Annotated in this window: 16 protein-coding genes; 7 read left to right on the forward strand and 9 right to left on the reverse strand. The window is 40.1% G+C overall.

Features of this window, described 5'->3' with window-relative positions:
* The first annotated feature begins 2 nt into the window (after nucleotides 1-2).
* Nucleotides 3-2,189 carry a S46 family peptidase gene (locus AB6811_RS00640; RefSeq protein ID WP_369488268.1) on the forward strand — a complete coding sequence of 729 codons (2,187 nt, stop codon included), beginning with the start codon at nucleotides 3-5 and terminating at the stop codon, nucleotides 2,187-2,189.
* Between the two features lie 51 nt (nucleotides 2,190-2,240).
* On the opposite strand, the gene AB6811_RS00645 is transcribed toward AB6811_RS00640, so the two are convergent.
* Together AB6811_RS00645 and AB6811_RS00650 are read right to left on the reverse strand one after the other, a co-directional pair.
* Nucleotides 2,241-2,636, reverse strand: coding sequence for an OsmC family protein (locus tag AB6811_RS00645; protein ID WP_369488269.1), 396 nt, complete (start codon nucleotides 2,634-2,636; stop codon nucleotides 2,241-2,243).
* 168 nt (nucleotides 2,637-2,804) lie between these two features.
* Nucleotides 2,805-6,218 carry a M6 family metalloprotease domain-containing protein gene (locus AB6811_RS00650; RefSeq protein ID WP_369488270.1) on the reverse strand — a complete coding sequence of 1,138 codons (3,414 nt, stop codon included), beginning with the start codon at nucleotides 6,216-6,218 and terminating at the stop codon, nucleotides 2,805-2,807.
* A 262-nt stretch (nucleotides 6,219-6,480) separates the two neighbouring features.
* Here AB6811_RS00650 and AB6811_RS00655 point away from each other — a divergent pair, with 262 nt between their 5' ends.
* From AB6811_RS00655 to AB6811_RS00670, 4 genes are all read left to right on the forward strand, one after another.
* Nucleotides 6,481-7,182, forward strand: a complete 702-nt coding sequence (locus AB6811_RS00655; RefSeq protein WP_369488271.1) for a LytR/AlgR family response regulator transcription factor — start codon at nucleotides 6,481-6,483, stop codon at nucleotides 7,180-7,182.
* Nucleotides 7,183-7,188: 6 nt separating this feature from the next.
* Nucleotides 7,189-10,440, forward strand: a complete 3,252-nt coding sequence (locus AB6811_RS00660) for a sensor histidine kinase (RefSeq protein WP_369488272.1) — start codon at nucleotides 7,189-7,191, stop codon at nucleotides 10,438-10,440.
* 80 nt (nucleotides 10,441-10,520) lie between these two features.
* Complete coding sequence (locus AB6811_RS00665) at nucleotides 10,521-11,726, forward strand: C1 family peptidase (protein WP_369488273.1); 1,206 nt, start codon at nucleotides 10,521-10,523, stop codon at nucleotides 11,724-11,726.
* Nucleotides 11,727-11,835: 109 nt separating this feature from the next.
* Nucleotides 11,836-12,207 carry a DUF1987 domain-containing protein gene (locus AB6811_RS00670; RefSeq protein ID WP_369488274.1) on the forward strand — a complete coding sequence of 124 codons (372 nt, stop codon included), beginning with the start codon at nucleotides 11,836-11,838 and terminating at the stop codon, nucleotides 12,205-12,207.
* On the opposite strand, the gene AB6811_RS00675 is transcribed toward AB6811_RS00670, so the two are convergent.
* From AB6811_RS00675 to AB6811_RS00685, 3 genes are read right to left on the reverse strand one after another with little or no spacing between them, the layout of a single operon-like run.
* Nucleotides 12,204-12,902 carry a DUF4956 domain-containing protein gene (locus AB6811_RS00675; protein WP_369488275.1) on the reverse strand — a complete coding sequence of 233 codons (699 nt, stop codon included), beginning with the start codon at nucleotides 12,900-12,902 and terminating at the stop codon, nucleotides 12,204-12,206. The two genes, AB6811_RS00670 and AB6811_RS00675, sit on opposite strands and share 4 nt — an antisense overlap.
* Nucleotides 12,871-13,644 (reverse strand): VTC domain-containing protein, encoded by a 774-nt coding sequence (locus tag AB6811_RS00680; protein WP_369488276.1) that lies wholly within the window; start codon nucleotides 13,642-13,644, stop codon nucleotides 12,871-12,873. Before AB6811_RS00680 ends, AB6811_RS00675 begins: the two co-directional genes overlap by 32 nt.
* 13 nt (nucleotides 13,645-13,657) lie before the next feature.
* Entirely contained in the window at nucleotides 13,658-14,074 is a 417-nt protein-coding gene (locus AB6811_RS00685; RefSeq protein ID WP_369488277.1) for a hypothetical protein, read from the reverse strand.
* 51 nt (nucleotides 14,075-14,125) lie between these two features.
* On the opposite strand from AB6811_RS00685, the gene AB6811_RS00690 reads away from it, so the two are divergent.
* Nucleotides 14,126-14,281, forward strand: coding sequence for a rubredoxin (locus AB6811_RS00690; protein WP_369488278.1), 156 nt, complete (start codon nucleotides 14,126-14,128; stop codon nucleotides 14,279-14,281).
* A 94-nt stretch (nucleotides 14,282-14,375) separates the two neighbouring features.
* Here AB6811_RS00690 and AB6811_RS00695 read toward each other — a convergent pair whose 3' ends face one another.
* Nucleotides 14,376-15,836, reverse strand: a complete 1,461-nt coding sequence (locus AB6811_RS00695) for an aminoacyl-histidine dipeptidase (protein WP_369488279.1) — start codon at nucleotides 15,834-15,836, stop codon at nucleotides 14,376-14,378.
* Between the two features lie 142 nt (nucleotides 15,837-15,978).
* Here AB6811_RS00695 and cysQ point away from each other — a divergent pair, with 142 nt between their 5' ends.
* Nucleotides 15,979-16,812 (forward strand): 3'(2'),5'-bisphosphate nucleotidase CysQ, encoded by an 834-nt coding sequence (gene cysQ / locus AB6811_RS00700; protein ID WP_369488280.1) that lies wholly within the window; start codon nucleotides 15,979-15,981, stop codon nucleotides 16,810-16,812.
* 1 nt (nucleotide 16,813) lies between these two features.
* Here the strand turns inward: cysQ and AB6811_RS00705 are convergent, their stop codons facing one another.
* From AB6811_RS00705 to AB6811_RS00715, 3 genes are all read right to left on the reverse strand, one after another.
* On the reverse strand, nucleotides 16,814-19,132 hold the full coding sequence (locus AB6811_RS00705; protein WP_369488281.1) for a tetratricopeptide repeat protein: 2,319 nt from the start codon (nucleotides 19,130-19,132) through the stop codon (nucleotides 16,814-16,816).
* A 265-nt stretch (nucleotides 19,133-19,397) separates the two neighbouring features.
* The gene (gene dnaA / locus AB6811_RS00710) at nucleotides 19,398-20,834 is read right to left on the reverse strand and encodes a chromosomal replication initiator protein DnaA (RefSeq protein ID WP_369488282.1); all 1,437 of its coding nucleotides are present in this window, start codon (nucleotides 20,832-20,834) and stop codon (nucleotides 19,398-19,400) included.
* Between the two features lie 334 nt (nucleotides 20,835-21,168).
* Nucleotides 21,169-22,164, reverse strand: a complete 996-nt coding sequence (locus tag AB6811_RS00715) for an MlaD family protein (protein WP_369488283.1) — start codon at nucleotides 22,162-22,164, stop codon at nucleotides 21,169-21,171.
* Between the last annotated feature and the right edge of the window lie 6 nt (nucleotides 22,165-22,170).

The following is a 22,170-nucleotide window of genomic DNA, read 5'->3' on the forward strand; positions in this document are numbered from 1 at the left end:
ATATGAGAGCATTGAAGAACCTAACCAGCTGGCTTTTACTTTTTCTTATTTCTTCCAATGTGCTTGCCGATGAGGGCATGTGGATGCTTAACCTTATAGGCAAAAACATTTCGGCAATGCAAACGCTAGGGCTAAAATTGACAGCTGAGGATATTTACAGTGTTAATAAATCGAGCCTAAAGGATGCCATAGTTCAATTTGATGATGGTAGCTGTAGTGCTGAAATGGTCTCGCCTAATGGTCTTTTCTTCACCAATCACCATTGTGGCGTTGATGCTGTTCAGGAATTAAGCACCGTTTCCAATAATTTGTTAGAGAATGGTTACTGGGCTAAGTCGTACGATGAGGAATTGCCTGCTAAAGGCAAAACGGCGCTTATACTTGTTGACATTACCGATGTAACCTCCGATATTCTTACCGGCATCAGTCCATCGCTTTCCAACAGGGAATACTTTGAAGCCATTAACCAAAAGATGCAATACCTTCAGGATTCCGTTGAGGCAAATAGCGGGTATCACGTGGTAGTAAGGCCGTTTTTTAACTACAATGAGTTTTACATGTTCCGTTACGAGCGTTACCTCGATGTTCGTTTGGTTGGAGTTCCTCCCGCATCAATTGGAAATTTTGGAGGGGATGTGGATAACTGGCATTGGCCTCGTCATACAGGTGATTTCTGTATATTTCGTATATACACCTCTCCCGATGGTAAACCTGCCCAGTACAGCCCAAAAAACATCCCATTGAAATCAAAGAGTTACTTAAAAATAAACCTGCAAGGGGTTCAGGAGGGCGATTTTGCCATGATAATCGGATTTCCTGGAAGAACGCATCGTTACGCTTCGTCCTATGAGGCTATGTTTAACCGCGAGGTGGTAGCCAACTTTAAGCGTACCGTTTGGGGGGAAATGATTAACGCAATTAAAAAGGCCCAACAAACCGACCCCGCAATTAAGGTTAACTATACCGATAAGCACGATTATCTTGTAAACTTTTACCAAAAAGATGTTTGGCAAGCCGAGTCGATGTACAAGTACAATGTTGTTGAACGTCTTGCTGCCCGGGAGGATAGCCTTAAGGCATGGGCTAACAGTAATCCCTTCCTCTACAGCAGGTATGTTGCAACATTGCCTGTTCTTGAGAACTACTACCAAACTGTGACACAGAACAGGTGGGAGGAACTCGAAGGAGCCATCTCGGCATTATCGTTTTATCCAGTTGATGTGCATAAGAATATAACTGCCTGTAACGATTTTGTTAGCGCAATTATCATGCAGGGCAAACCATATAGCCGGTTGAGTTTCAAAAAGGACTATATACGCCAGGAGGCTAAACTGCTCCAGAAGAGGTTGCCAGCTGTGTTTGAAAAATACCATGTTTATCCCGATGTTCAGCTATATTCAATTGCATTTGGCGCATTGCTAAACAATAGTGGCGATTTTAATAACCTGGGGATGCTTAATGCTATAAAGAAGGTTGATAATATTAGCACAACATACCCATACTACATAAGAGCTTTTTTTGAAAAGTCCTATTTTACTTCGCCTGAGAATCTGAGTAAATTGATTAAAAAGCCTTACCTGGATTCTTTACTCCAAGACCCGCTGTTCATTCTCTACCACAACTACGACATGCTATGGGATTCAATCTACAATTCCATGTACGAGGCACAGCAGAACTACAATAGAGCAATGCAGCTCTATACCAAAGGAATTATGGAAATGAACAAGGGTAAGCTTTTATACCCCGATGCCAATTCAACACCCCGTTTAACCTATGGTAAGGTAAAGGGCTATCGCCCTGCCGATGGGATGGCTTACAAACCCTTTACAACCCTCGATGGGGTGATGGAAAAGGAAGATCCCAATTCCGACGTGTTTAAAGTGCCTGAAAAGTTACGCAAACTATGGGAACGAAAGGATTATGGACCGTATGCTAAGAATGGCGTTATGCCAGTTTGTTTCCTTACCGATAACGATATTACCGGTGGCAATTCGGGTAGCGGAGTGCTCGATGCTAATGGAAATTTGATAGGCATAGCCTTTGATGGTAACTCTGAAGCTATGGCCTGCGACTTTATGTACGAGCCCGAAACTCAACGAACCATTGTGGTTGATATACGGTATGTTTTGTTTATCATCGATAAGTTTGGTGAATCAAAACATATCATGAATGAGCTAACAGTTCTCTAAACCTTAAGTACTTAAAGCAAAAATCTCCCGTTCTAAACGGGAGATTTTTTGTTATATGCTCTTGGTTGTTACACTCATTTGCGGCGGGTTGTGGAGATGTTTCTTCACAGCACACTGATCAGCCGCTTTGATAACTGCTTCCTTGTACTTCTCAGGGAAATCAGCAGGCAGGTTGATTTCGAGTTCCAGCCTTTCAATCATATGGGTAAGCGGATTAAACTGGTGCTTTTGCACAATTTTGATATTATCAGTAGGTATCCCGCGCTGATCGCAAAACGATTTAACGTAAATCCCTGCGCAGGTTCCAATCGATGCAAGAAATAACGTAAATGGTGCAGGCCCTTGATTGTCGCCTCCTCCATAAACTGGTTGATCAGTTAAAATATCATGCTCCCCAATGTGAGCAATTACTTGCTTTTTGCCCTGAAATGTTACTTCAAATTCCATATGTTTGTTTATTTTATTTTTTCGTTCGCAAATATAAAACATAACAATATATGTGAATGTTTAAATATGATTTAATTTATTTAGAAAATATCTAAATAATGTTAATTGAAATGAAAAGAGGTGTCAGTTAACTGACACCCCTCTTCGCATAAAACACTCTAGCAGCTATTACTTTTTGATAAATTGTTTTGTTATAGGCTGTTTTTCATCGTCAATTGAGATCATGTAAACACCAGGAGCCAAATCATTAATCTCAATTGTGTTATTTCTGTCGGTTAGCATCTGGAATTTAACAACCGCGCCACGCATATCGTATATACGAGCCGATACTTCACCTTCAATGCCGTTAAGAACAACATTTATCTTTTCGGAAGCAGGGTTAGGATAGATGGTGAAAATATCAACCTTTTCGTTACCAAGCTCCTCAGCAAAAGGATTGTCGGTTGAAGGAGCTGATGTTCCGCTTGTAATATTTACGCTGTAGTCCTCAACCTCGCCGTAGCTAAATGTTTCACAAGCGGTAGGTGCAGCATTGTATTTCATGCTTACACGCATGCGAGTAACGCCAAGGGTAGCAGTTGTAGGAATGGTAATACTAGCCGAAAGGGTTCCGCTGCTCGATGATGAACCGCTAACTACCTTTTCATTAGTATCAAAAGTGCCATTCTTGTTGTAGTCAATCCATACAGCCCAGTACTCGGTATAGGAGCTACTCTTGAATCCTGCACTGAAGTAGATTGTGTATGTGGTTCCGCGTGCAACGGTAGCCTGCAGACTGGTCATGTCCTTGTAGCCACCATCGTTGCCTGAAGTACGATTGATTCCTGCAAATTGAACAAGGTCAATCCATTCGTAGCTGGAGTTGCTACCCTTTGAAGCGCAGTAGGTAACCGTGCTGGTAGTTGTGGTAAAGCTAACCTGGCTACCGTACGATGTGCCTTGGGCGTTAATTGCGTATGCACGAGCGTAGTATGTGGTGTTAGCAGCCAAACCACTGAGGTTTGCACTGAACGATCCAGTACCCGAACCACTTGCTACCTTGCTATTTGCTGTGGTTGGATTTTGTGATGTGCTGTAGCAAATACCGCGTTCAGTTACAGTTGCACCACCATCGGCTGTTACATTACCGGCTACCGTGGCTGTGCTGGAAGTAATGTTACTTACACTGCCAGTAGTAACCGTTGGTGTAGTTGCTCCGCTACCTGCGGCAACAGAAACATTGTCAATATACCAGTAGTCAATGTTGTAGAGATTACCTTCGGCAACAAAAGCTATATATGTTGTTGCAGAGTTGAGGTTTGTTGTAATGTTAACAGTAACACTAGTTGCGTTAATATTGGTGCTTGAGGTAGCCACTGACCAAGATGTGTTGGTCCAATTGGTCTTATCGTTCGAGGTTTGAACTCTCAAAGTAACACCGGTGCTGTATGCATCAAGCATATGGCGGAATGTTAATGTTACCTGGCTTACACCTGATGTGTTTATGGCAGGTGTGATCAGGCGTGTGGTGCCCGGGTTAACATTCTGGTAAGTACATTTCATTTCGTAGGCCGATCCGCCAGCCTTATTGGTGTTGGAAACGCTCCAACGTTCAGTTATACCGCTACCTGTGTTCTGAGTTGTCCATCCTGTTGGCATCGATGAGCTACTAAAGGTTTGGGAGTACGGAAGAGTAACTGAAGTGGGGTTAACAGCGGTGGTAAAGTTCATGGTGCTGCCATAGGTGGTTCCGTTGGCGCTAACAGCTTTAACCCTGTAGTAGTATTTAGTATTTGCTGATAAACCGGTAAGGTTAGCGGTAACGTTGGTATTTGAAGTTCCGGTAACACTATTAGGCGTAGCATTGATGCTGTTACCTAAACTTGTTGTAGTACCCCATTCAAAAGTAACAGTGGTTGTAGCATTATTGGCATTAACAGTACCATTCAAAGTAGCGCTGCTGGTGGTTATTGATGAAGCGGCTACAGTGGTTGCGGTTGGTGCAGTGCCTCCACCTGATCCACCCATAAATGCAAAGGTGATATCCTTGGTAGTTGCATTCTCAGCAATACTGGTCATAGGCTTGCCCGTATTAGCGCCAGCCCACGATTTCATGTTAGGGGTAGTAGCATCGGTAAATGATGTTTTGTTGCTACTTCCGGGGAATGGGCAACCTGTGCTATTAATGCTACCATAGGTACTTGATGTAGTGCCAGGGTTTGTTGTTGCGCTTGCGCAAACCGGATACATTTTTTGTGGGTAAGTAGCGTTAATGTTATTGCTGCTGCTTGCACTGGCAACATCCTTATGAACATGGTAAATTATCAAGCCATGGCCAGGAACGTATGCATCAAAACCTACTTGCTGGCGGTTTTCCATAATCCAGTACTCACCGCTGGTAGTAGAGTTAATCTGGAAGAAACTCTTGTTGTCTTTAACTGGTTTAACTGTTACGTTTGTTGCCGATGAAAGAACGGTTGCAGTTGCCCATCCGTAAACCTTAACTTTAGTGTATGCGTTGTGGTGAGCGGGTGTTACGCCATTGTTGTTCCATGAGCCGCTGGCCATCATATCCCACTTGCCTGTTCCCTCAAACTGACCACCGGTGCTATAATCGGTATCATAGTAGTCAGGAGCGCCAAGTACATGACCAAACTCATGGCATATAACACCAATAGATGTAATAGTTGTTCCGGAGTTTCCTCTTAGTTCTGCAGAGCATGAGTATTTTGAAATAGTTTTCCCGTCTTTGGTAACAGGAGTAATACTCCATGCGTGCGCCCAAATAGCATCGGCACTGGCACCTGCCTCTTCACCATAACCTGCATAAATAACATACACTCCATCAACTGTACCATCGCCATCATTATCGTAGTTGGCAAAGTTAGCTGAGGCGTCGGCTGCATTAACGGCTTCAGTAACCAAAGCTCTTGGGTTCTTATCGTTACCGTATGCATCGTTAGCTCCGTAGTACGACATGTTCTGGCTGGCAGTATAGGGGCCAAATACATCAACCGTTAGGTTGAATTGGCCCCATGAGTTCTCAAGGTAGTAATCCTTAACGCTACCGGTTGCACCGCCAGTGCTATATCCTACCTGGTTGAATAGGTTGTTAAAATCACTTTGGGTTTTAGTAAAGGCTTTATCCTTAAACCCCATCAGAATACATATTAGCTTTCTATTGCCGGTTGTGGGGAAAGCTTTCTGTGCCTCAGCTGATTTAATGTCCCAAATGCTCTTCATCATTGATAGCTGGCTTGGGCTATAGTATAAACCCTTACTTACCTTTGAGAGCAGTTCCTTTTCAGCAGCAGTTCTTTCCTTGATGTTGTTTACCTCAATGCCTGAAAGCTGCAAATCGCCCTTCATGTCCTGAATGGCATACTCATAAACTCCATTGCTGTTTAGCATAATGGTGTAACCATCCTCAGTGGTTGCCCACTTAACCTTTTCATCACCCTTTAGGAAAATGGCCAGAGTTTTACCATTAGCCTGTTTGTACTGTACAAGTCCCGGATAAGCCGGTACTGCCTGGGTTTGATTTACCCATAGCAGGCATGTCATAAGACAAATGCTTACTAAACCAAGTAGATTTTTTCTCATAGCGTTTTTTTGTTTAGGTTGGTGTTTAGTTGGATGCGCGCAAGGTATATACAATAGGTGTTAATGTCAATATTTTTGTACTCTTGAATGTGCTTATGTCGACATAAAACAGTTTTTAACATACGAAATGCAATTTCAAAAGCATATAATGTTAAATAATTGTATAATAATGCGTTATATGATTTTTAATATTTTGGGTACTAAGTAGGGAAGTGCATTATGCTAAAAAGTATTAAATTGCGAGGCTAAACTGTAGGTTACAATGGATTTAAAGGCCATTATTGTCGACGATGAACCCTTAGCCATTGCGGTAATTGATGGTTACCTCTCCCGTATACCCGGGGTAGAGGTAGTGGCTACCTTTAACGATGGACTTCCTGCTTTTGAGTATCTTCAGGAAAACCCTGTGGATATAGTTTTTTTGGATGTAGAAATGCCAAAGCTTACGGGTATTGAACTTGTACGGTGCTTGTATAACCCACCTGTGGTTATTATAACCTCGGCAAACAGGGACTACGCAATTGAGGGCTTTGAGCTAAATGTTGCCGATTATATCCTTAAACCAGTCACTTTTGAAAGACTACTTAAAGCATTCTCTAAGGCTAAAGAGCTTCTTTCAAAAAGAGCCGAAAATACAAGCCCTAAGGACTCGGAATACCTTATATTTAAGGAGAGTAGAAAGAGCGTAAGGGTAAAGCAGGATGAAATACTCTACTTTGAAAGCATAAAGGACTACGTTAAAGTAGTAACACCTAACAGAACAGTTATAACCAAACAGAGTATAAGTAGCTTAGAGGAGTTGCTCGATAAAGAGAAGTTTATTCGTGTACACCGCTCTTTTATAGTTGCACTTAATCGTGTGGATACCTTTTCCACCACCTCGCTAGAAATTGGAGATATTGAAATACCTATTGGTAGGCTGTATAAGGAGGATGTGATTAAAATACTGGAAACTAAAAAATAAAATTTTGTGTTACGGAGATTGAAATATCCGTTACTGATCATTGTTCTAGTTCAGCTTACCTTTGCCAATGCACAGGAGCGTGGATTGTTGCTTTCCCATTACTATTCAGCAAATACCTATCAGGCTGCTACGCAGAACTGGGGTATAGTTCAGGATAAGAGGGGTGTTATATACTTTGCAAATGGAGCAGGGGTGCTTGAATTCGATGGAAAGAATTGGCAATTTATTGAGGTTGGGAAAGGTGCCTCGGTCAGGAGTATTGCAATTGATAGTAACGATCGAATTTACGTTGGAGGTTACGGTGAATTTGGTTTGTTAAGTCCGGATAAAACCGGCTTGTTGAGATATGTGTCGCTTTCATCGCATGTCGATTCAGCATATAAGGAATTCAATGAGGTTTGGGATACCAGGGTTATTGCCGATACGGTGTTCTTCTTAACTGACAGGTGTATCTTTACCTATTACAAAGGTAAAATCTCATATTTACCCCTTGATGAAAAAAGGGTGTATTACCTCTCACACATTATAGGCTCAAGGTATGCTGCTCATATCCTCAATGAGGGAATGTTTTTTATTGACAATGGCAGTTTAAAGCTTATAAAAGGCAGCCCGCAATTTTCATCTTTAAAGATTCATTCATTAATTCCTTTCAACGGGAAATATATACTTTGTACAAGGGAAAATGGGCTGTACACTGTTGATTACGAAAATGGTGTATTTAAAAATTTTAGTTCCCTTTCGGCACTCTCATCCAATGCGCAAGGTGTTGATAGTTACTTCAAAACGAATTTATTTTACCATGGCATTTCGGTTAATGATTCACTCCTTGCTCTTTCATCAATTTTAGGCGATGTAATCATTGTTGATCAAGAATTCAGAGTGGTTGACGTAATTGACCAAAGTTCAATTGGTGTTCGGAGTACAGCAAATTTCCTGTATTATCAGCCTTCCGGCATTCTTTGGCTTGCTCTTAATAATGGTATAGCCAGTGTTGAACTCACTTCTCCTTTTCGTTACTGGAACGAGCAGGTTGGAATTGATGGTGTGCTATCCGATGTTGCCCGTAAAGGTGACTTTTTTTACTTATCAACAGGCAGCGGTTTATTCTATATTGAAAAAAGGCATCAAGAGACCTTTAAGCCCGATAGGTTTAACCGTTTGGAGGGCAGGTACGAACAGGCTTGGCAGTTCCTTTACTTTCAGGAACCAACCGACACTGCCTTACTTAAGCCACTTTGGTATGGAAGCAATCAGAATACCCACTTGCTGGTTGCTGCAAGGAATGGAGTTTTTGAAATTAATAAAAGGAGTGCCAGTAAAATTACCCGGCTTGAACTACCCTATGTCCTTCATCAGGGCAGGATCAATCGTTCATACCTTTTTGTGGGGCATGAAAACGGAGTCTCCCGCTTGAAGTACAAGAATGGAAGGTGGTTCGATGAGGCTTTACTTTGCAAAACAAACCGAAAAATACTAAGTATTGGAGAGGATAGCAATGGAAATGTTTGGTTTTCAGAGAATCTAGGCGGGGTTGGGTGTATTGTGAATGCACAGTTTGAGAAAAGTGAGGCTAAAGTATCTAGGTACGATACCTCTAACGGGTTGCCCGATGCGGCCTATGTTAGAATTTTTGATATTTACGACACCATACTCTTTATTGCTAACAGCAAGTTTTACTCCTTTAACCAAGATGCGAAAAGGTTTGAGCCTTTTGACATAAAATCGCTAAACATTCTGGAATGGTTGCCAAGCAACAACGACACCCTGATGTGGCGAAGGATAAGCAACCAGCTTTTAACTGACCAGTATGTTACCCATTTTGCAGACTCAATATCGTGGGTGTCCACCGACAAGGGAATCTTTCAGGTTCGGCCTGCTAAGGGGTATAACTACTTTAACCTACCTGCCCCAGTTATTTATAGGGCGATAAATATGGACTCTGTGCTTTTTAATGGTAACAACTATAGTCTGGTTGAATGCGATACAGTTTTTGGAGCATCTTTGTACAAGAAAATAGCTGATCCTATCATTGATTTAGGAATAGTACTTCCGTACAAAAGGAATTCAGTGAAATTTTCATACTCATGGCCATACTTTGAATCCGATCAGCCTTGTCAATTCAGCTACCAGCTTGTTGGTAACGATGAGGGATGGTCAGAGTGGTCGACTGATTACCGGAAGGAGTATACTAATTTACGTGAGGGTAAGTACGTATTTAAGGTTAAAGCACGAAGTGTTTTTGGGGTTGAAAGCCCTGTTTTAGAATTTCGTTTCGAGGTTAAAACGCCATGGTACAGAACTATTTATGCATACATTGGCTACGCTTTGCTTGTTTTTTTACTAATATATTCGATATTTAAAATTTGGCATTACAAGTTAATACTGGAGCGCGACAAGCTGGAGCGCTTGGTTAAGGAACGCACACAGGAAATTCTTTTACAAAAGGAGGAACTTCAGGTTCAGGCGGAACATCTCAGGGAAACCTACGAATGGATATCGGAAAAGAACGCCATGCTCGAAAGGCAAAAGAGTGAGATTGAACAACAAAAGCAAAAGCTCGAAGAAATTAATGCTACTAAAAACAAATTCTTCAGGATTATTGCACACGATCTACGCAACCCTATTAGCACTTTGGTAAACTCTACTGCCTTTCTTTTAACCGATATTGAAACGTTAAGTTCGGAAAAAACAAAAAAGTTTATGGGGGAACTTAATAGGCTGGCACTTACCACCTATGGGTTACTTGAAAACTTACTCGACTGGTCATCGAACGAGATGGGCGACATACAAAATAAACCCCAAAGGGTTTCCCTTGCGCTTTTGGTAAATCAAAATATTGAGTTAGTACAGAATCGGCTAACAGACAAGAATATAAAGTTAACTGTTGATATTCCGGCTAGCATTGAACTTTATGTTGATGAGAATATGCTGAATACAGTTCTGAGGAACTTGATCAGTAATGCTGTGAAATTTACAAGACCTGGAGGTGAAATTTCGATTGATGCTTCAGAAGTTAATGGTAAATGCGTAATCAGAGTTAGAGATAACGGAATTGGTATTCCCGACCAAAATATCGAAAAACTGTTCAGGATTGATAAAAGCATTGTAACACCTGGTACCCAAAACGAAAAGGGTTCGGGGTTAGGATTACTCCTTTGCAAAGAGTTTGTTGATAAAATGGGGGGAACAATATCGGTAAATAGCCAGCATGGTTTTGGAACTACATTCTCCATTGAGTTCCCCGTAGATATTCTTTAGCTCATCTATTCAAATATTTTTAGCCGGTTAAACCTTATACTTTAGGTAAAATCAAACTTAACAAACCAAAATTCATAGTTATGAAGCGGATAAAGTACTTTTTCAGCCTTTTGCTATTCCTAATCATGGCGATTGGGGTAGTGTTTGCTCAGGATAAAAAGGACGAGGCAAAAGAGCCCTATGCCTTTACTGATGTTAAGGTTATACCCACAACATCGGTTAAGAACCAGAACCGCTCAAGCACCTGCTGGAGTTTTTCGGGAATGGCATTTCTGGAGTCAGAGCTTTTGCGAATGGGAAAGCCTGCTGTTGACCTTTCGCCTATGTTTGTGGTTAGGAATATCTACGCCATGAAAGCCGATAGGTATGTCAGGTTCAATGGTACCAATAATTTTGGCCCAGGCGGTTCATTCTTCGATGTGCTGGAAGCCATTAAGCGGTTTGGGATAGTACCCATGGACGTTTATCAGGGCTTAAGCTATGGAGAGGAATCGCATGTACACGGCGAGGTTGATGCCGTTACTAAGGCTTTTGTAGATGCTATAGTTAAAAATCCAAACCGTAAGCTCTCCACGGCTTGGAAAAAAGCATTCGATGGTATACTGGATGCCTACTTTGGTTCATTACCCCAGAATTTTACCTACAATGGCAAAACATACACACCAGAATTGTTTGCAAAACAGCTAGGTATAAATCCTGACGATTACGTGGTAATAACCTCGTTCAGCCATCATCCCTTTTACCAGAAATTTGTTCTGGAACTACCCGATAACTGGATACATGGCGAGGCCTACAATGTGCCTTTAAGTGATTTTGATAGGATTATTGAAAGCGCCATCGATAACGGTTACCCGGTTGCCTGGGCAAGCGATGTTAGCGATAAAGGGTTTAGCTGGAGTAAGGGTGTAGCTATTGTACCTGATTTTGATGATAAGGAAAATGCCGGTTCCGACAAGGAGCGCTGGACTCAACTCTCGAATCGTGAGAAGGAAAAAACTTTATACTCGTTCGAGAAGCCAGTTAAGGAAATGGTAATTACCCAGGAGATAAGGCAACTTGCTTTTGATAACTATCAAACCACCGATGACCATGGTATGGTGCTGGTAGGCAAGGCAACCGATCAGCTGGGTAACACATTTTACAAAGTGAAGAATAGTTGGGGTGCCGATGGTAAATACAATGGATATTTTTATGCCTCAAGGGCATTTGTACTGTACAAATCAACAAATATTATGGTTCATAAAAAGGCTGTTCCTGTTGATTTGGCAAAGAAATTGGGAATTTAGCAGATTCACCGAACAAATTTATCCGCCCATCGTTTAACTATTTTGGGCGGATTTTTTTATTTGTATGGTATAATATTTATAAATTTACATGCTGATAAAGACTTAGGCCATGACAAATTTATACATCAAGGGCACTACCAAAACACCGGAGATTGATTTTAAACCGGGTATTCTGCAAATTTCAGGACGCTCAATTGCTGAGGATGCAGTTGCTTTTTACCAGCCTGTTATTAAATGGATTGAAGATTACCTTAAAAAGCCTGAACCATTAACCAGGCTCAACCTGAAGATGGAGTACATCAATAGCGGTTCAAACCGGTTTATTTTCACCATAATGAGGATGCTTGATGAGGCCTACTCACAGGGACATAACGTGGTTATTAACTGGTACTTTGAGGAGGATGACGACACCATTAAGAACTTAGGTCGTGATTTTCAGGCCCTGGTAAAGGCTCCATTTAAAATGGTAGAGATTATTTAATCGTCATCATCTACTACTTCCCTGGCATCTATTTGTGGGGTGTTAGTATCGTTAAAGTTTTCAGCGGGAAAGTGAACAACTAGCCAGGCTATATCGCGAACAAAATCAACCTTGCCAATTTCTACACTCTTAATTTCAAGACCAGTTCGTTTCTTTAAATCCTCTATAAGTTCTGCCCTTTTATCGGGGGTAATGAGGTTGATTTTCTCGTAAACTATCACCTTTTGTGATAGATGTTTAATGAAAAGGCCTTTTTCAAGTATTAGAGCTACGCCTAATAATGCAAAATTTGAAAATAGCAGTTCTGCATAGCTAACCTTTTTCGACGATATGGCATTTATTAACGATATGGCAATTATGAAAAAGAGATAAGTCATCTCTTTAATTGGTATTGGGTTGGTCCGGTAGCGAATAATCCCAAAAACAGCAAATAACCCCAAGGCAAAACCAAGTTGTAGCTTGACGTTTGCAAGCAGAAAACACATAAAAAATACAACCACGCCAAGCATAAGGTATGTAAAAACATAATCTCTACGGTAAGTACGTGGGTAGTATAGGTAACGGACAGTAATCCATAAAATAACAGTGTTCAAGATAAACCGTAGGAGAAGTGTGTAAAAATCGTTCGTGTTTATGATATCGATTCCAAATAGCTGGAACGAATCAGCTTGTAGTGTTAACCAAAGCATTCTCATTTTTGTACTTGTTAATGTGCGTAATTATTGGCTTAAAGTTATTGGACTTTAGGTTATTATACAAAAGTGCGCACCCAATTGAGTACTTGCTAAAACCGGTTTGTCTATATCCGTGTTGCTTTAAATGATTGATAAGAAAGCTTGACGAGTTGTACTTGTCCCGTTTTGATTCTATTACACAAATATCTGAAAGGTTTACGGCATGGGTTGGATTTTTGAGCAGTATATTGAAGTCCATTGTAACACGTTCATTAAAATCGAACGATACTAGGGTTATCCTGTTAAAGGTTGTATACAATGTTCTTGTTAACTCATTAAACCTGAAAGGAATATTTTTTTTAACAAAGGCTTCAACCGTTGGATTGTCAATGGAGTTGTTGGTAATTTCGGTTCGTTTCTTTAATGTTTCGCCTGAAGGCATTCGTGTTTTTACCTCTAGGAATACATCGCCGCTAGCTTTGTAATGCCTGAGCCTTAACTTATAACGCTTAGCCCTCCTGTTATGGTGGTCAAGATACATGGTAAAGCCACTGCTGTCAAAATATTCCGAAAAGTACTCAGGCATTAGCTGAGCTTTATTCTCAACAATAAAGTAGTGTTGTTTTAAGAATGAAAGTATTTCAAATGCCCATTCTGCCTGTACTAAATACTTACTATCGATACGGCGCATAAATTGCGCCTTGTCCACATCGCCTAGGTTTAAGTAGTTGAAATCTAATTGTTTAATATCATTCTCTTTCATGGATTACACTATACTACTTATATTCAAAAACTTTTCTACTTTTCAGTTTTCCATAAGGCCCATATACTTTCTTTTCCACTTTAAAGCCATTGCTATACGTAGTTTCCACCCTTTCAAGAACTTCGCCTTTACTGTTGAAGGTGGTTTGCAATATTTCGTTTCCTTCACCATCGTATTTGTATTCAATATGCTTTACAGTATTGCCTTTTTCATCGTAATTTTTTTCCATTAGTATATTCCCTTGCTTGTCAAATTGTGCCTCGTATTCCTTGTACTTGATCTCTTTCTCGTTTTGGTATTTATAACGCCACTCAACCTTTTGTTTAATGCCGGCTTCACGAATTTCCTTTTTCTTTTGAGCAAATGCTAAAGATGGGCAGGTAAACAATATTATTAATACAACAAGTGCCAGTTGGTGTTTAGTTTCCATTTTCGTAATTTTGATAAATTTTTTGCAAGTTAATCAAAAAATAATTCGCCAATGTACAAGTGTAGAGTTTGTGGTTACATATACGACGAAAATATTGGGGATCCTGATCATGGAATACCTGCAGGTACTCCTTTTGAGGAGTTACCTGACAATTGGCACTGCCCTGTATGTAATGTAACCAAGGATTACTTTGAGGAGTTTAACTAGATTGGGTTTGTCTTGAACGAACCGTCATTACGGAGTTTGTTTTGAGTATTAAGAAGAAAAGAACCCTATTGGGTTCTTTTCCTTTTTGGATGTATTACTTGTTTTCGGGAATGTTCTTTAATACATCAAGCAGCAAATCCCAGAACTTTTGTGTTGATGGGATATGAAGTCTTTCGTCGGGAGAGTGCGCCCCCTTAATGGTAGGTCCAAACGAAATCATGTCCAGTTCGGGGTATTTCTTTAAGAAAAGGCCACATTCAAGTCCAGCATGTATTGCTCTGACTACAGGCTCTACCTTAAAAAGTTTCTTGTACGAAGCTTTTGTTATTTCAAGTATCTGAGAGTTGGTGTTAGGTGCCCATCCCGGGTAACCATCGGAGTGCTGAATGTTGGCATTGGCAAGCCGGAAAACGCTTTCAACCATGTTTGAAATATCATGCTTTGCCGATTCCACTGCACTGCGTTGGCTGGTAGTTACGAGAATTTGGTTGTCCTGAATAAATTTCACAGAAGCTAAATTGGTAGAGGTTTCAACGAGCCCTTTTAGCTGGCGACTCATGGCTATAACTCCATGAGGGCAAGCGTATAGTGAGTTAAGTAGATCGAAATGGGTAGGTTCGTCAATTACAAAATCGGGTAGGGGTGAGTCCTCGATTGTGATTTCGAGGTTTGGCTCCGCATCGCGCCATTCATTGTAAATTTCAGCTCTAATGTTTTCAAAGGTTAGAATCAGTTGAGCCTTATCATCCTTATGGATTGTGAATATTGCCGATGCTTCGCGTGGTATGGCATTACGTAGGTTGCCACCATCAAGGTTGGCAAGCCTAAGATCAAATAGCTGTGTTCCTTTCCAGAGGAAACGGTTAATAAGCTTTATTGAGTTAGCGCGGTGCTTGTCAATGTCGTCGCCTGAGTGACCTCCAAGTAAGCCTTTCACTATCAGCTTCATGGCAACAGAATCGCTAGGTACCCTATCGGGTTCGTATGCAAAAGTTGCCACTGTGTCGATACCTCCTGCGCAGCCAATGAAAAGTTCGCCCTCGTCCTCGGAATCGAGGTTTAAAAGAATTTTTGAATTAAAAAATCCGCTTCCCATCTCGAATGCACCAGTAAGACCGGTCTCCTCATCAACAGTGAAAAGGCATTCTAGTGGTCCATGCTCAATATCGCTTGAGGCTAGGATAGCCAACTGGGCTGCAATCCCAATACCATCGTCGGCTCCAAGGGTTGTTCCCTTAGCTTTTAACCATTCTCCATCGGTGTAGGTTTGTATGGGATCATTGTTAAAATCATGGTTTACATCGCTGTTCTTCTCACAAACCATGTCCAGGTGACTTTGCAGTACAACTGGTTGCTTATTCTCGTAACCTGCTGATGCTGGTTTCCTTATCAGAATGTTTCCAGCATCATCTTTCCGGTATTCAAGATTATGCTTCTGGGCAAAATCTACGATGTAGGCTATAATTTTATCCTCCTTCTTTGAAGGACGAGGAATCTTGCATATTTCACCAAAGTAGTGGAAAACAAGTTCTGGCTTTAATTGATTATTGCTCATGGGTATTAATTTTTTTTCGGCATAAACATAATACATTTTCAAATATGATGGTTTAAATAAAAGAGGTTTAAAAGCATGTTTGTAAGCGGTTGTATGGTATATTAAAATGGTTTAATTTTGTAACCAAAATCACTCAACAGGAATGATAGAAACACCAGAACTTCACAACCTGCTTTCAACTGCCATTGGCGCTGCGGTTAGAGCAGGTTACAAGATAATGGAGGTATATAATTCTGATGATTTTCAGGTAAATCTTAAGTCCGATCGTACTCCGTTAACCCTGGCCGATAGACTTGCCCATGAGGAAATTAAGAGTTCGCTTTCAAAGACTTTTATCCCAGTTCTTAGCGAGGAAGGTAGGAATATAATCTACGAAGAGCGTAAAGGATGGGATTATTTCTGGGTGGTTGATCCACTTGATGGGACAAAAGAGTTTATCAAACGTAATGGGGAGTTTACTGTAAATATTGCTCTTGTATACGAAAAGTACCCAATTGCAGGGATAGTATTTGTGCCTGTTACCGGAAAGCTTTACTACTCCATTAATTCGGAAGGGGCTTATATGGTTACCTCTTTAGTTTCAAAAAATGATTATGAGATTTCATATGAAGATATTCAAGCTATTTCTCAAAAGTTGCCTTTACCAAGCAATCGCGATAGCATTGTGGTTGTAGAGAGTAGGTCGCATAGCACACCTGAAACCATTCAGTATATTAATAGCTTATCAGAACGTTACTCAAACATAGAATTACTTCCTATTGGCTCATCGCTTAAAATGTGCATGATAGCCGAAGGTAAAGCGGATTTATATCCCCGTCTTTCGCTTTCCAGCGAGTGGGACACTGCTGCCGGTCAGGCAATTGTTGAGGGTGCTGGTTTTAAAGTTATAACCTATGAGACGGGTGAAAGACTTTCGTACAACAAGGAGGACCTTGTTAATCCATGGTTTGTTGTTACGAATGGGAGGGTGAAGTAGGCTAAATATCTATTCCCAGTACCAATATATCATCAACCTGTTCGTAATTACCTTTCCATTTTTCCAGGAATGATTCAAGATGTTTGACCTGTTCATCAACAGGTTTATCTAAAGTATTACCTAGCAGTTTAATATATTCGGATTTGCCCAGCTTCATGCGCTTAGTATCACTTATCTGGTCGTGGTAACCATCAGTGTAGAAAAAGAGTTTCCCTTTTTTGGTAATATCAAGGTATTCATCGTTGAATACAATCAAACCGAGCTGACGGTTGAGGTTACGTTGGGGACGAACAGTTATATGATTATTTTTGGAATCGAAATACTCAAATGATATTTTGTGCCCTGAGTATTCCAGCGCTGCTGCCTGTTTTGTGTACTTGCAAACAATAAAGTCGATGCCTAATAGTAAGTTTGAATCAAACGGTTTTGCGTTGTTTTTTATCAACTCATTATACAAGTGCGTTGCAATTTGGCTGGGTTTATTTAGTTTAAAGATAGTTACAGCATCTTTTAGAGCGTTAATTGCCATTATGCTCATAAAAGCTCCGGCTACTCCATGCCCTATACAGTCGGCAATGACAAAAATTATTCCGTTATCAAATTCATGATGCCAGTATATATCGCCGCCAACATAATCCTTTGGCTTGTAGAGCATGGCTTGTTTGCTGAAATACTTTTCTAGTTCTATGGGGTTTGAGAGCAGCGAACGTTGAATAAAAGAAGCATACTCTAGACCTTCAGTTATTCTATGGTTGGCATATTCCAAAAGTCTATTTTGCATCTCAATTTGCTCGGTTTGAAGGGCAAGTTCGGTTTTATGCTGGTTTAGTTCGTTTATGTTGATTTCCAGCATATCGCGTTGTGTTTCAATTTCCTCCTTTTGAATTAAAATCTCAGCATTCATTTCCTGTAGTAATCGTTTATCCTTTTTCAATTTTTTCAGGTAGAGGTATGATAGCACAACTATTATCAAACTGAAAACAACAAGCGATAAAAGCAACAAATTGATTACCTTTTGTCTTTTGATGTCTAATTGTTTCAGCTCATTATCCTTTTGGAGCAGAGCAATTTCACTTTCTTTTTTATCTGTTTCGTACTCAATTTTTAGCTTATCGAGATTATTCAGATTTGAGATATTGCTTAACGTATCGCTGAGTGTTTTATAGGCCTCAAGATGCTCAATGGCTTTTTTATAGTTACCTTGGCGTTTAAGAATTGAGTACATTCCTTTATGGGCATCGCGTTGCCACTCAATAGATTTGAGTTTAACAGCTAGTTCAAGAGCCCGGGCGTAAAAGGCAACTGAAGTGCCTAAATTTCCTATTTGCTCGTAGGCGCGACCAAGATTAAGGAAAACTGCTGCTAATCCATTCTCGTTCTTGCTTTGCTCAAAAGCCAATTTAGCCTTTAATAGGTAGTTTATGCCTTCCCTTGGATTTCCAATATCCAGGTAAAGCTGTCCGATGTTACTGAGGGTCTTGCCCTGGTCGTCAATATTGTTGTTTTTTACATCTACTTCGTATGATTTAAGAAACATATTGAGACTCTCAGTAAAACTTTTCTGGTTTTTGAGGATGATGGCAATGTTATTTGATGCCCTGCCAACACCCAAATCATTTTTTAGTTTTTGGTAAATGGTTAGGGCTTTGTAATACATATCAAGTGCTTGATTTTGCTTACCCTGAGTATCGAATATTAGGCCAATGTTGTTATAAGCATGTGCTACACCAAGTGAGTCACCTAGTTTTTCTCTAAGTTTAAGGGCTTGGAATAGTTTTTCGGATGCTAGTTCAAGTTTCCCTAGATTCCAGTAAATACCCCCAAGCAAATTTATAGTCTTTGCCAGGCTTAGGGTATCGTTAATTTGTTGGAAAAGGTCTATTGCATTATTCGCTTTTTCAATGGCACCTTCTGCATTTCCTGTATTGAAAAGGATTCCTGCAAGCATTTTATAGGAGTTGGCTATGATTGCAACCGGAATTTTTGTTTTCTGTGAAAGGACAATAATGTTTTGAAAGTACTCCTGAGCCTTGGAAAAGTTTCCTCTAGCATAATATCTATTTCCTGCAAGCTCGTTGCCTTTGGCAACTCCATTAGCCCAGCCATATGATGCTGATGACTTAATTAATTCGATTACTACCTTGTCGTAAATGGAATCCTTATATTCCTTTGCTGGCCCTAGTTTTTCATATATTTTGTTTAGAATAATAGAGTCCTTTGCGTTGTGTCTGATTACTTCTATTAAGCTATCGGGGTTGGGCTGAGCCATTAGTGGGGTTGCAATGGAGAGAGCGAACAAAAGGTTTTTAATTTTTATCATAACTATTGTTTTACAGTTTATATCTTCAGTTTTTTTCCCTTAAAAATATGGTTCTCAGTAATCATCCAGTGAAAAATGATTTCCACAATTTCAATTCTTGGAACTCAAATTGGTAGTAAAAATAATTCCTTTAGCGTATTCATCTTTAATTTGTTTAGCTTTATTGACAACCTTACAATTTTCATTGATTAAATGTTGAATGAAAATGAGAAAGGAGGGGCTATGTAAGCTCCCTCCTTTACTATAAGAACCCTAAAAACTAGTATTATGCGTTATACTTAAGCTTCTTTTGGATATCTTCCACCTGGGCTTTGAATCGTTTATCGGTTTCCATCAGATTGTTAACTGTTTTACAGGCGTGAAGAACAGTTGCATGATCTTTGTTCCCAATAACGCTACCAATGGTTGAAAGGGATGCTTTGGTTAAACTTTTAGAGAAGTACATGGCAATCTGACGTGCTTGCACTATCTCACGTTTGCGAGTTTTTGCATTTAACACATCAACAGGTAAACCAAAGTACTCGCAAACAACTTTTTGGATGTAATCAATAGTAATATCCTTCTTGGTGTTTTTAACTAGCTTCTCAATCATTTCCGAGGCAAGTTCAACGCTGAGCTGTTTCCCATTTAGGGTTGACTGAGCTAGCATGGAAATGAGTGCACCTTCAAGTTCACGAATGTTCTGGGTAATATTTGAGGCAATGTATTCCAAAACGTCGTTTGGTACTACTATACCATCGTTATATACTTTCTTTTTAAGTATTGCTACCCTTGTTTCAAAGTCAGGTGTTGTAAGCTCAGCCGACAAGCCCCACTTGAAGCGCGATAGAAGTCGTTTTTCTAAGCCTTGCAGGTCAGCTGGAGCCTGATCCGATGTAAGGATAAGCTGCTTGCCCGTTTGGTGTAAATGGTTAAAGATGTGGAAAAAGGCATCCTGTGTCTTTTCCTTTCCTGCAAACTCGTGAACATCGTCAAGTATTAGTAAGTCGATACTTTGGTAGAAGTGAAGAAAATCGTTTATGTTGTTATGTTTAAAGTAAGCATCCACAAACTGGGTTTGGAACTTAACGGCGTTCACGTATAGTACAATTTTTTCAGGGAAATGTCTTTTAACCTCTATCCCAATTGCCTGAGCCAGGTGTGTTTTGCCTAACCCTGAGCCTCCGTAAATAAACAATGGATTAAAAGCAGTTTTCCCTGGAGCCTGACTAATAGTGATTCCGGCAGAACGAGCTAAGCGGTTGCATGTCCCCTCCACAAAGTTTGCGAAGTTGTACTCAGGGTTAAGCTGAGGATCAACATTTAGCTTTTTAATTCCCGGAATAATGAAAGGGTTCTTAATAGGTGCTTCCTGAACGGCCTGAACTGAAACTGGCTTGTTTTTAAGTTCAGTTTTGTTCTGAGTGGGGAACTTAACTGTATATGGAGTGCCACCATTATAGCCACTATGTTCCATAATTACACTGTACTCAAGCTTAGCATCGGCTCCCAACTCCTTCCTTAACGTTTTACGCAGTATGTCAATGTACTGCTCTTCCAAATACTCGTAGAAGAAAGGACTTGGCACCTGAATGGTGAGTACATTCTTTTCCAGCTTAATGGGAACAATGGGCTCAAACCAAGTTTTAAAGCTTATGGGCGTTACGTTGTCCTTAATGATTCTTAAACAGTTTTCCCAAACTTCTTTATAATCAGCTGCCATATACATGTAAAAATATTTGAGTGAAAATTTTTCAACCTGTTATCAACATCAACAAAATTGTAATGATTTTTTTTAAAAAAAAATAGGTTTTCAGGTTGACTTTTGTGTTAACATTACAACTACCTTATTATCACTCAAATATTTTTTTTTCGTTCGTCAAAATTTTTTAATGCACTGATATACAGTTACATAAGTTGTTAATAACACAAATATTTGATTGTTAACTTATTGTTAAGTGAATCTAAATTTAAAGGTTATATAGATTTACTGTATAGCATTGACTTACAGTCGGAATAATATAACGGATTGATATACAGATTTATATAATAAACTGCTATTTGTTTTTCTTTTCTTCGATGTATTTGGTTCTACTTAAGTCGATTATCGAGAAATTAACATACCTTTTAGGGTTCGCTTTCATGTCTTTAATCAGTAACTCAAGCTGTAGTGATGCCGATTCTAGGTTACGATACAGCGAGTCGTTATTAACCAGCTTGCCTAGTGTCCCCTCGCCTGAATTTACTTTTGTTAAAGCTTGCTGGAGTTGGGTTAGCGAGGAGTCGAGCTTTATAAGCGTGCTGTAAAGGTTAGCTTTGGATAGAGAATCGCTTAAGCTTGAAAGGTTTTTAATGGTGTTTGTAATGTCTGCATTATTCTTTCGGATGTTCGATGAAATTGACTCTATATTGCTTAGCGATAACCTTATGGAGCCTTTTGGACTGTTAACCATGGTGTCGAGGCCAGCACTCAGGTTTGCAATGTTATGGAGGGTTCTATTGAGGTTCTCAATGCCCTCCGACAGGTTCTTTTTATTTTCATCGTTAAGCACTTCCTGAAGTACAACAAGGGTTTTAGCAATCTCGCTCATCATTACCTCAGCTTTTTCCTTTACGGGCGACATTTGGTAGGCAAGTTGATCGAGGAGCCCTACCTCAATGGATGTAGGAAGTGTGTCACCAGGTTCATAGTAAAGGCTATCGGGGGCTACCTCAAGCTTTATGGCCTTACCTCCCATTATATCGGTGCTTACTAGTTTGGCAGTAGTGTTTCGGGGGAGGCTGTACTTCTTATTAACCAGTAATACCACCCGAAACCTCCCCGACTTTAAGTCATGAAACTCAATGTTTTTAACCAGGCCAACCTTAAAGCCGTTAATTAGCACGGCATCGGTGTTTTTTAACCCATCAACCGATTTGAAAATGGCGTAGTAAACATTGTTTGGGCTAAAAATATTTTTACCCTTTAAAAAGTTTACTCCCCAGAACATTACAACAAGTATGGTAAGGGCAAACAGGCCAATTTTTGTTTCGCGGGTTAGTTTGAGTTTCATGGCTAG

It is taken from the genome of Tenuifilum sp. 4138str, from assembly GCF_041102575.1.
Taxonomy (GTDB): domain Bacteria; phylum Bacteroidota; class Bacteroidia; order Bacteroidales; family Tenuifilaceae; genus Tenuifilum; species Tenuifilum osseticum.

Bases quoted from the DNA above. Each gene is read 5' to 3' on its own strand.
- AB6811_RS00640 (WP_369488268.1), top strand. From the start codon at position 3: ATGAGAGCATTGAAGAACCTAACCAGCTGGCTTTTACTTTTTCTTATT.
- AB6811_RS00645 (WP_369488269.1), bottom strand. From the start codon at position 2,636: ATGGAATTTGAAGTAACATTTCAGGGCAAAAAGCAAGTAATTGCTCAC.
- AB6811_RS00650 (WP_369488270.1), bottom strand. From the start codon at position 6,218: ATGAGAAAAAATCTACTTGGTTTAGTAAGCATTTGTCTTATGACATGC.
- AB6811_RS00655 (WP_369488271.1), top strand. From the start codon at position 6,481: ATGGATTTAAAGGCCATTATTGTCGACGATGAACCCTTAGCCATTGCG.
- AB6811_RS00665 (WP_369488273.1), top strand. From the start codon at position 10,521: ATGAAGCGGATAAAGTACTTTTTCAGCCTTTTGCTATTCCTAATCATG.
- AB6811_RS00670 (WP_369488274.1), top strand. From the start codon at position 11,836: ATGACAAATTTATACATCAAGGGCACTACCAAAACACCGGAGATTGAT.
- AB6811_RS00675 (WP_369488275.1), bottom strand. From the start codon at position 12,902: ATGAGAATGCTTTGGTTAACACTACAAGCTGATTCGTTCCAGCTATTT.
- AB6811_RS00680 (WP_369488276.1), bottom strand. From the start codon at position 13,644: ATGAAAGAGAATGATATTAAACAATTAGATTTCAACTACTTAAACCTA.
- AB6811_RS00685 (WP_369488277.1), bottom strand. From the start codon at position 14,074: ATGGAAACTAAACACCAACTGGCACTTGTTGTATTAATAATATTGTTT.
- AB6811_RS00690 (WP_369488278.1), top strand. From the start codon at position 14,126: ATGTACAAGTGTAGAGTTTGTGGTTACATATACGACGAAAATATTGGG.
- AB6811_RS00695 (WP_369488279.1), bottom strand. From the start codon at position 15,836: ATGAGCAATAATCAATTAAAGCCAGAACTTGTTTTCCACTACTTTGGT.
- cysQ (WP_369488280.1), top strand. From the start codon at position 15,979: ATGATAGAAACACCAGAACTTCACAACCTGCTTTCAACTGCCATTGGC.
- AB6811_RS00705 (WP_369488281.1), bottom strand. From the start codon at position 19,132: ATGATAAAAATTAAAAACCTTTTGTTCGCTCTCTCCATTGCAACCCCA.
- dnaA (WP_369488282.1), bottom strand. From the start codon at position 20,834: ATGGCAGCTGATTATAAAGAAGTTTGGGAAAACTGTTTAAGAATCATT.
- AB6811_RS00715 (WP_369488283.1), bottom strand. From the start codon at position 22,164: ATGAAACTCAAACTAACCCGCGAAACAAAAATTGGCCTGTTTGCCCTT.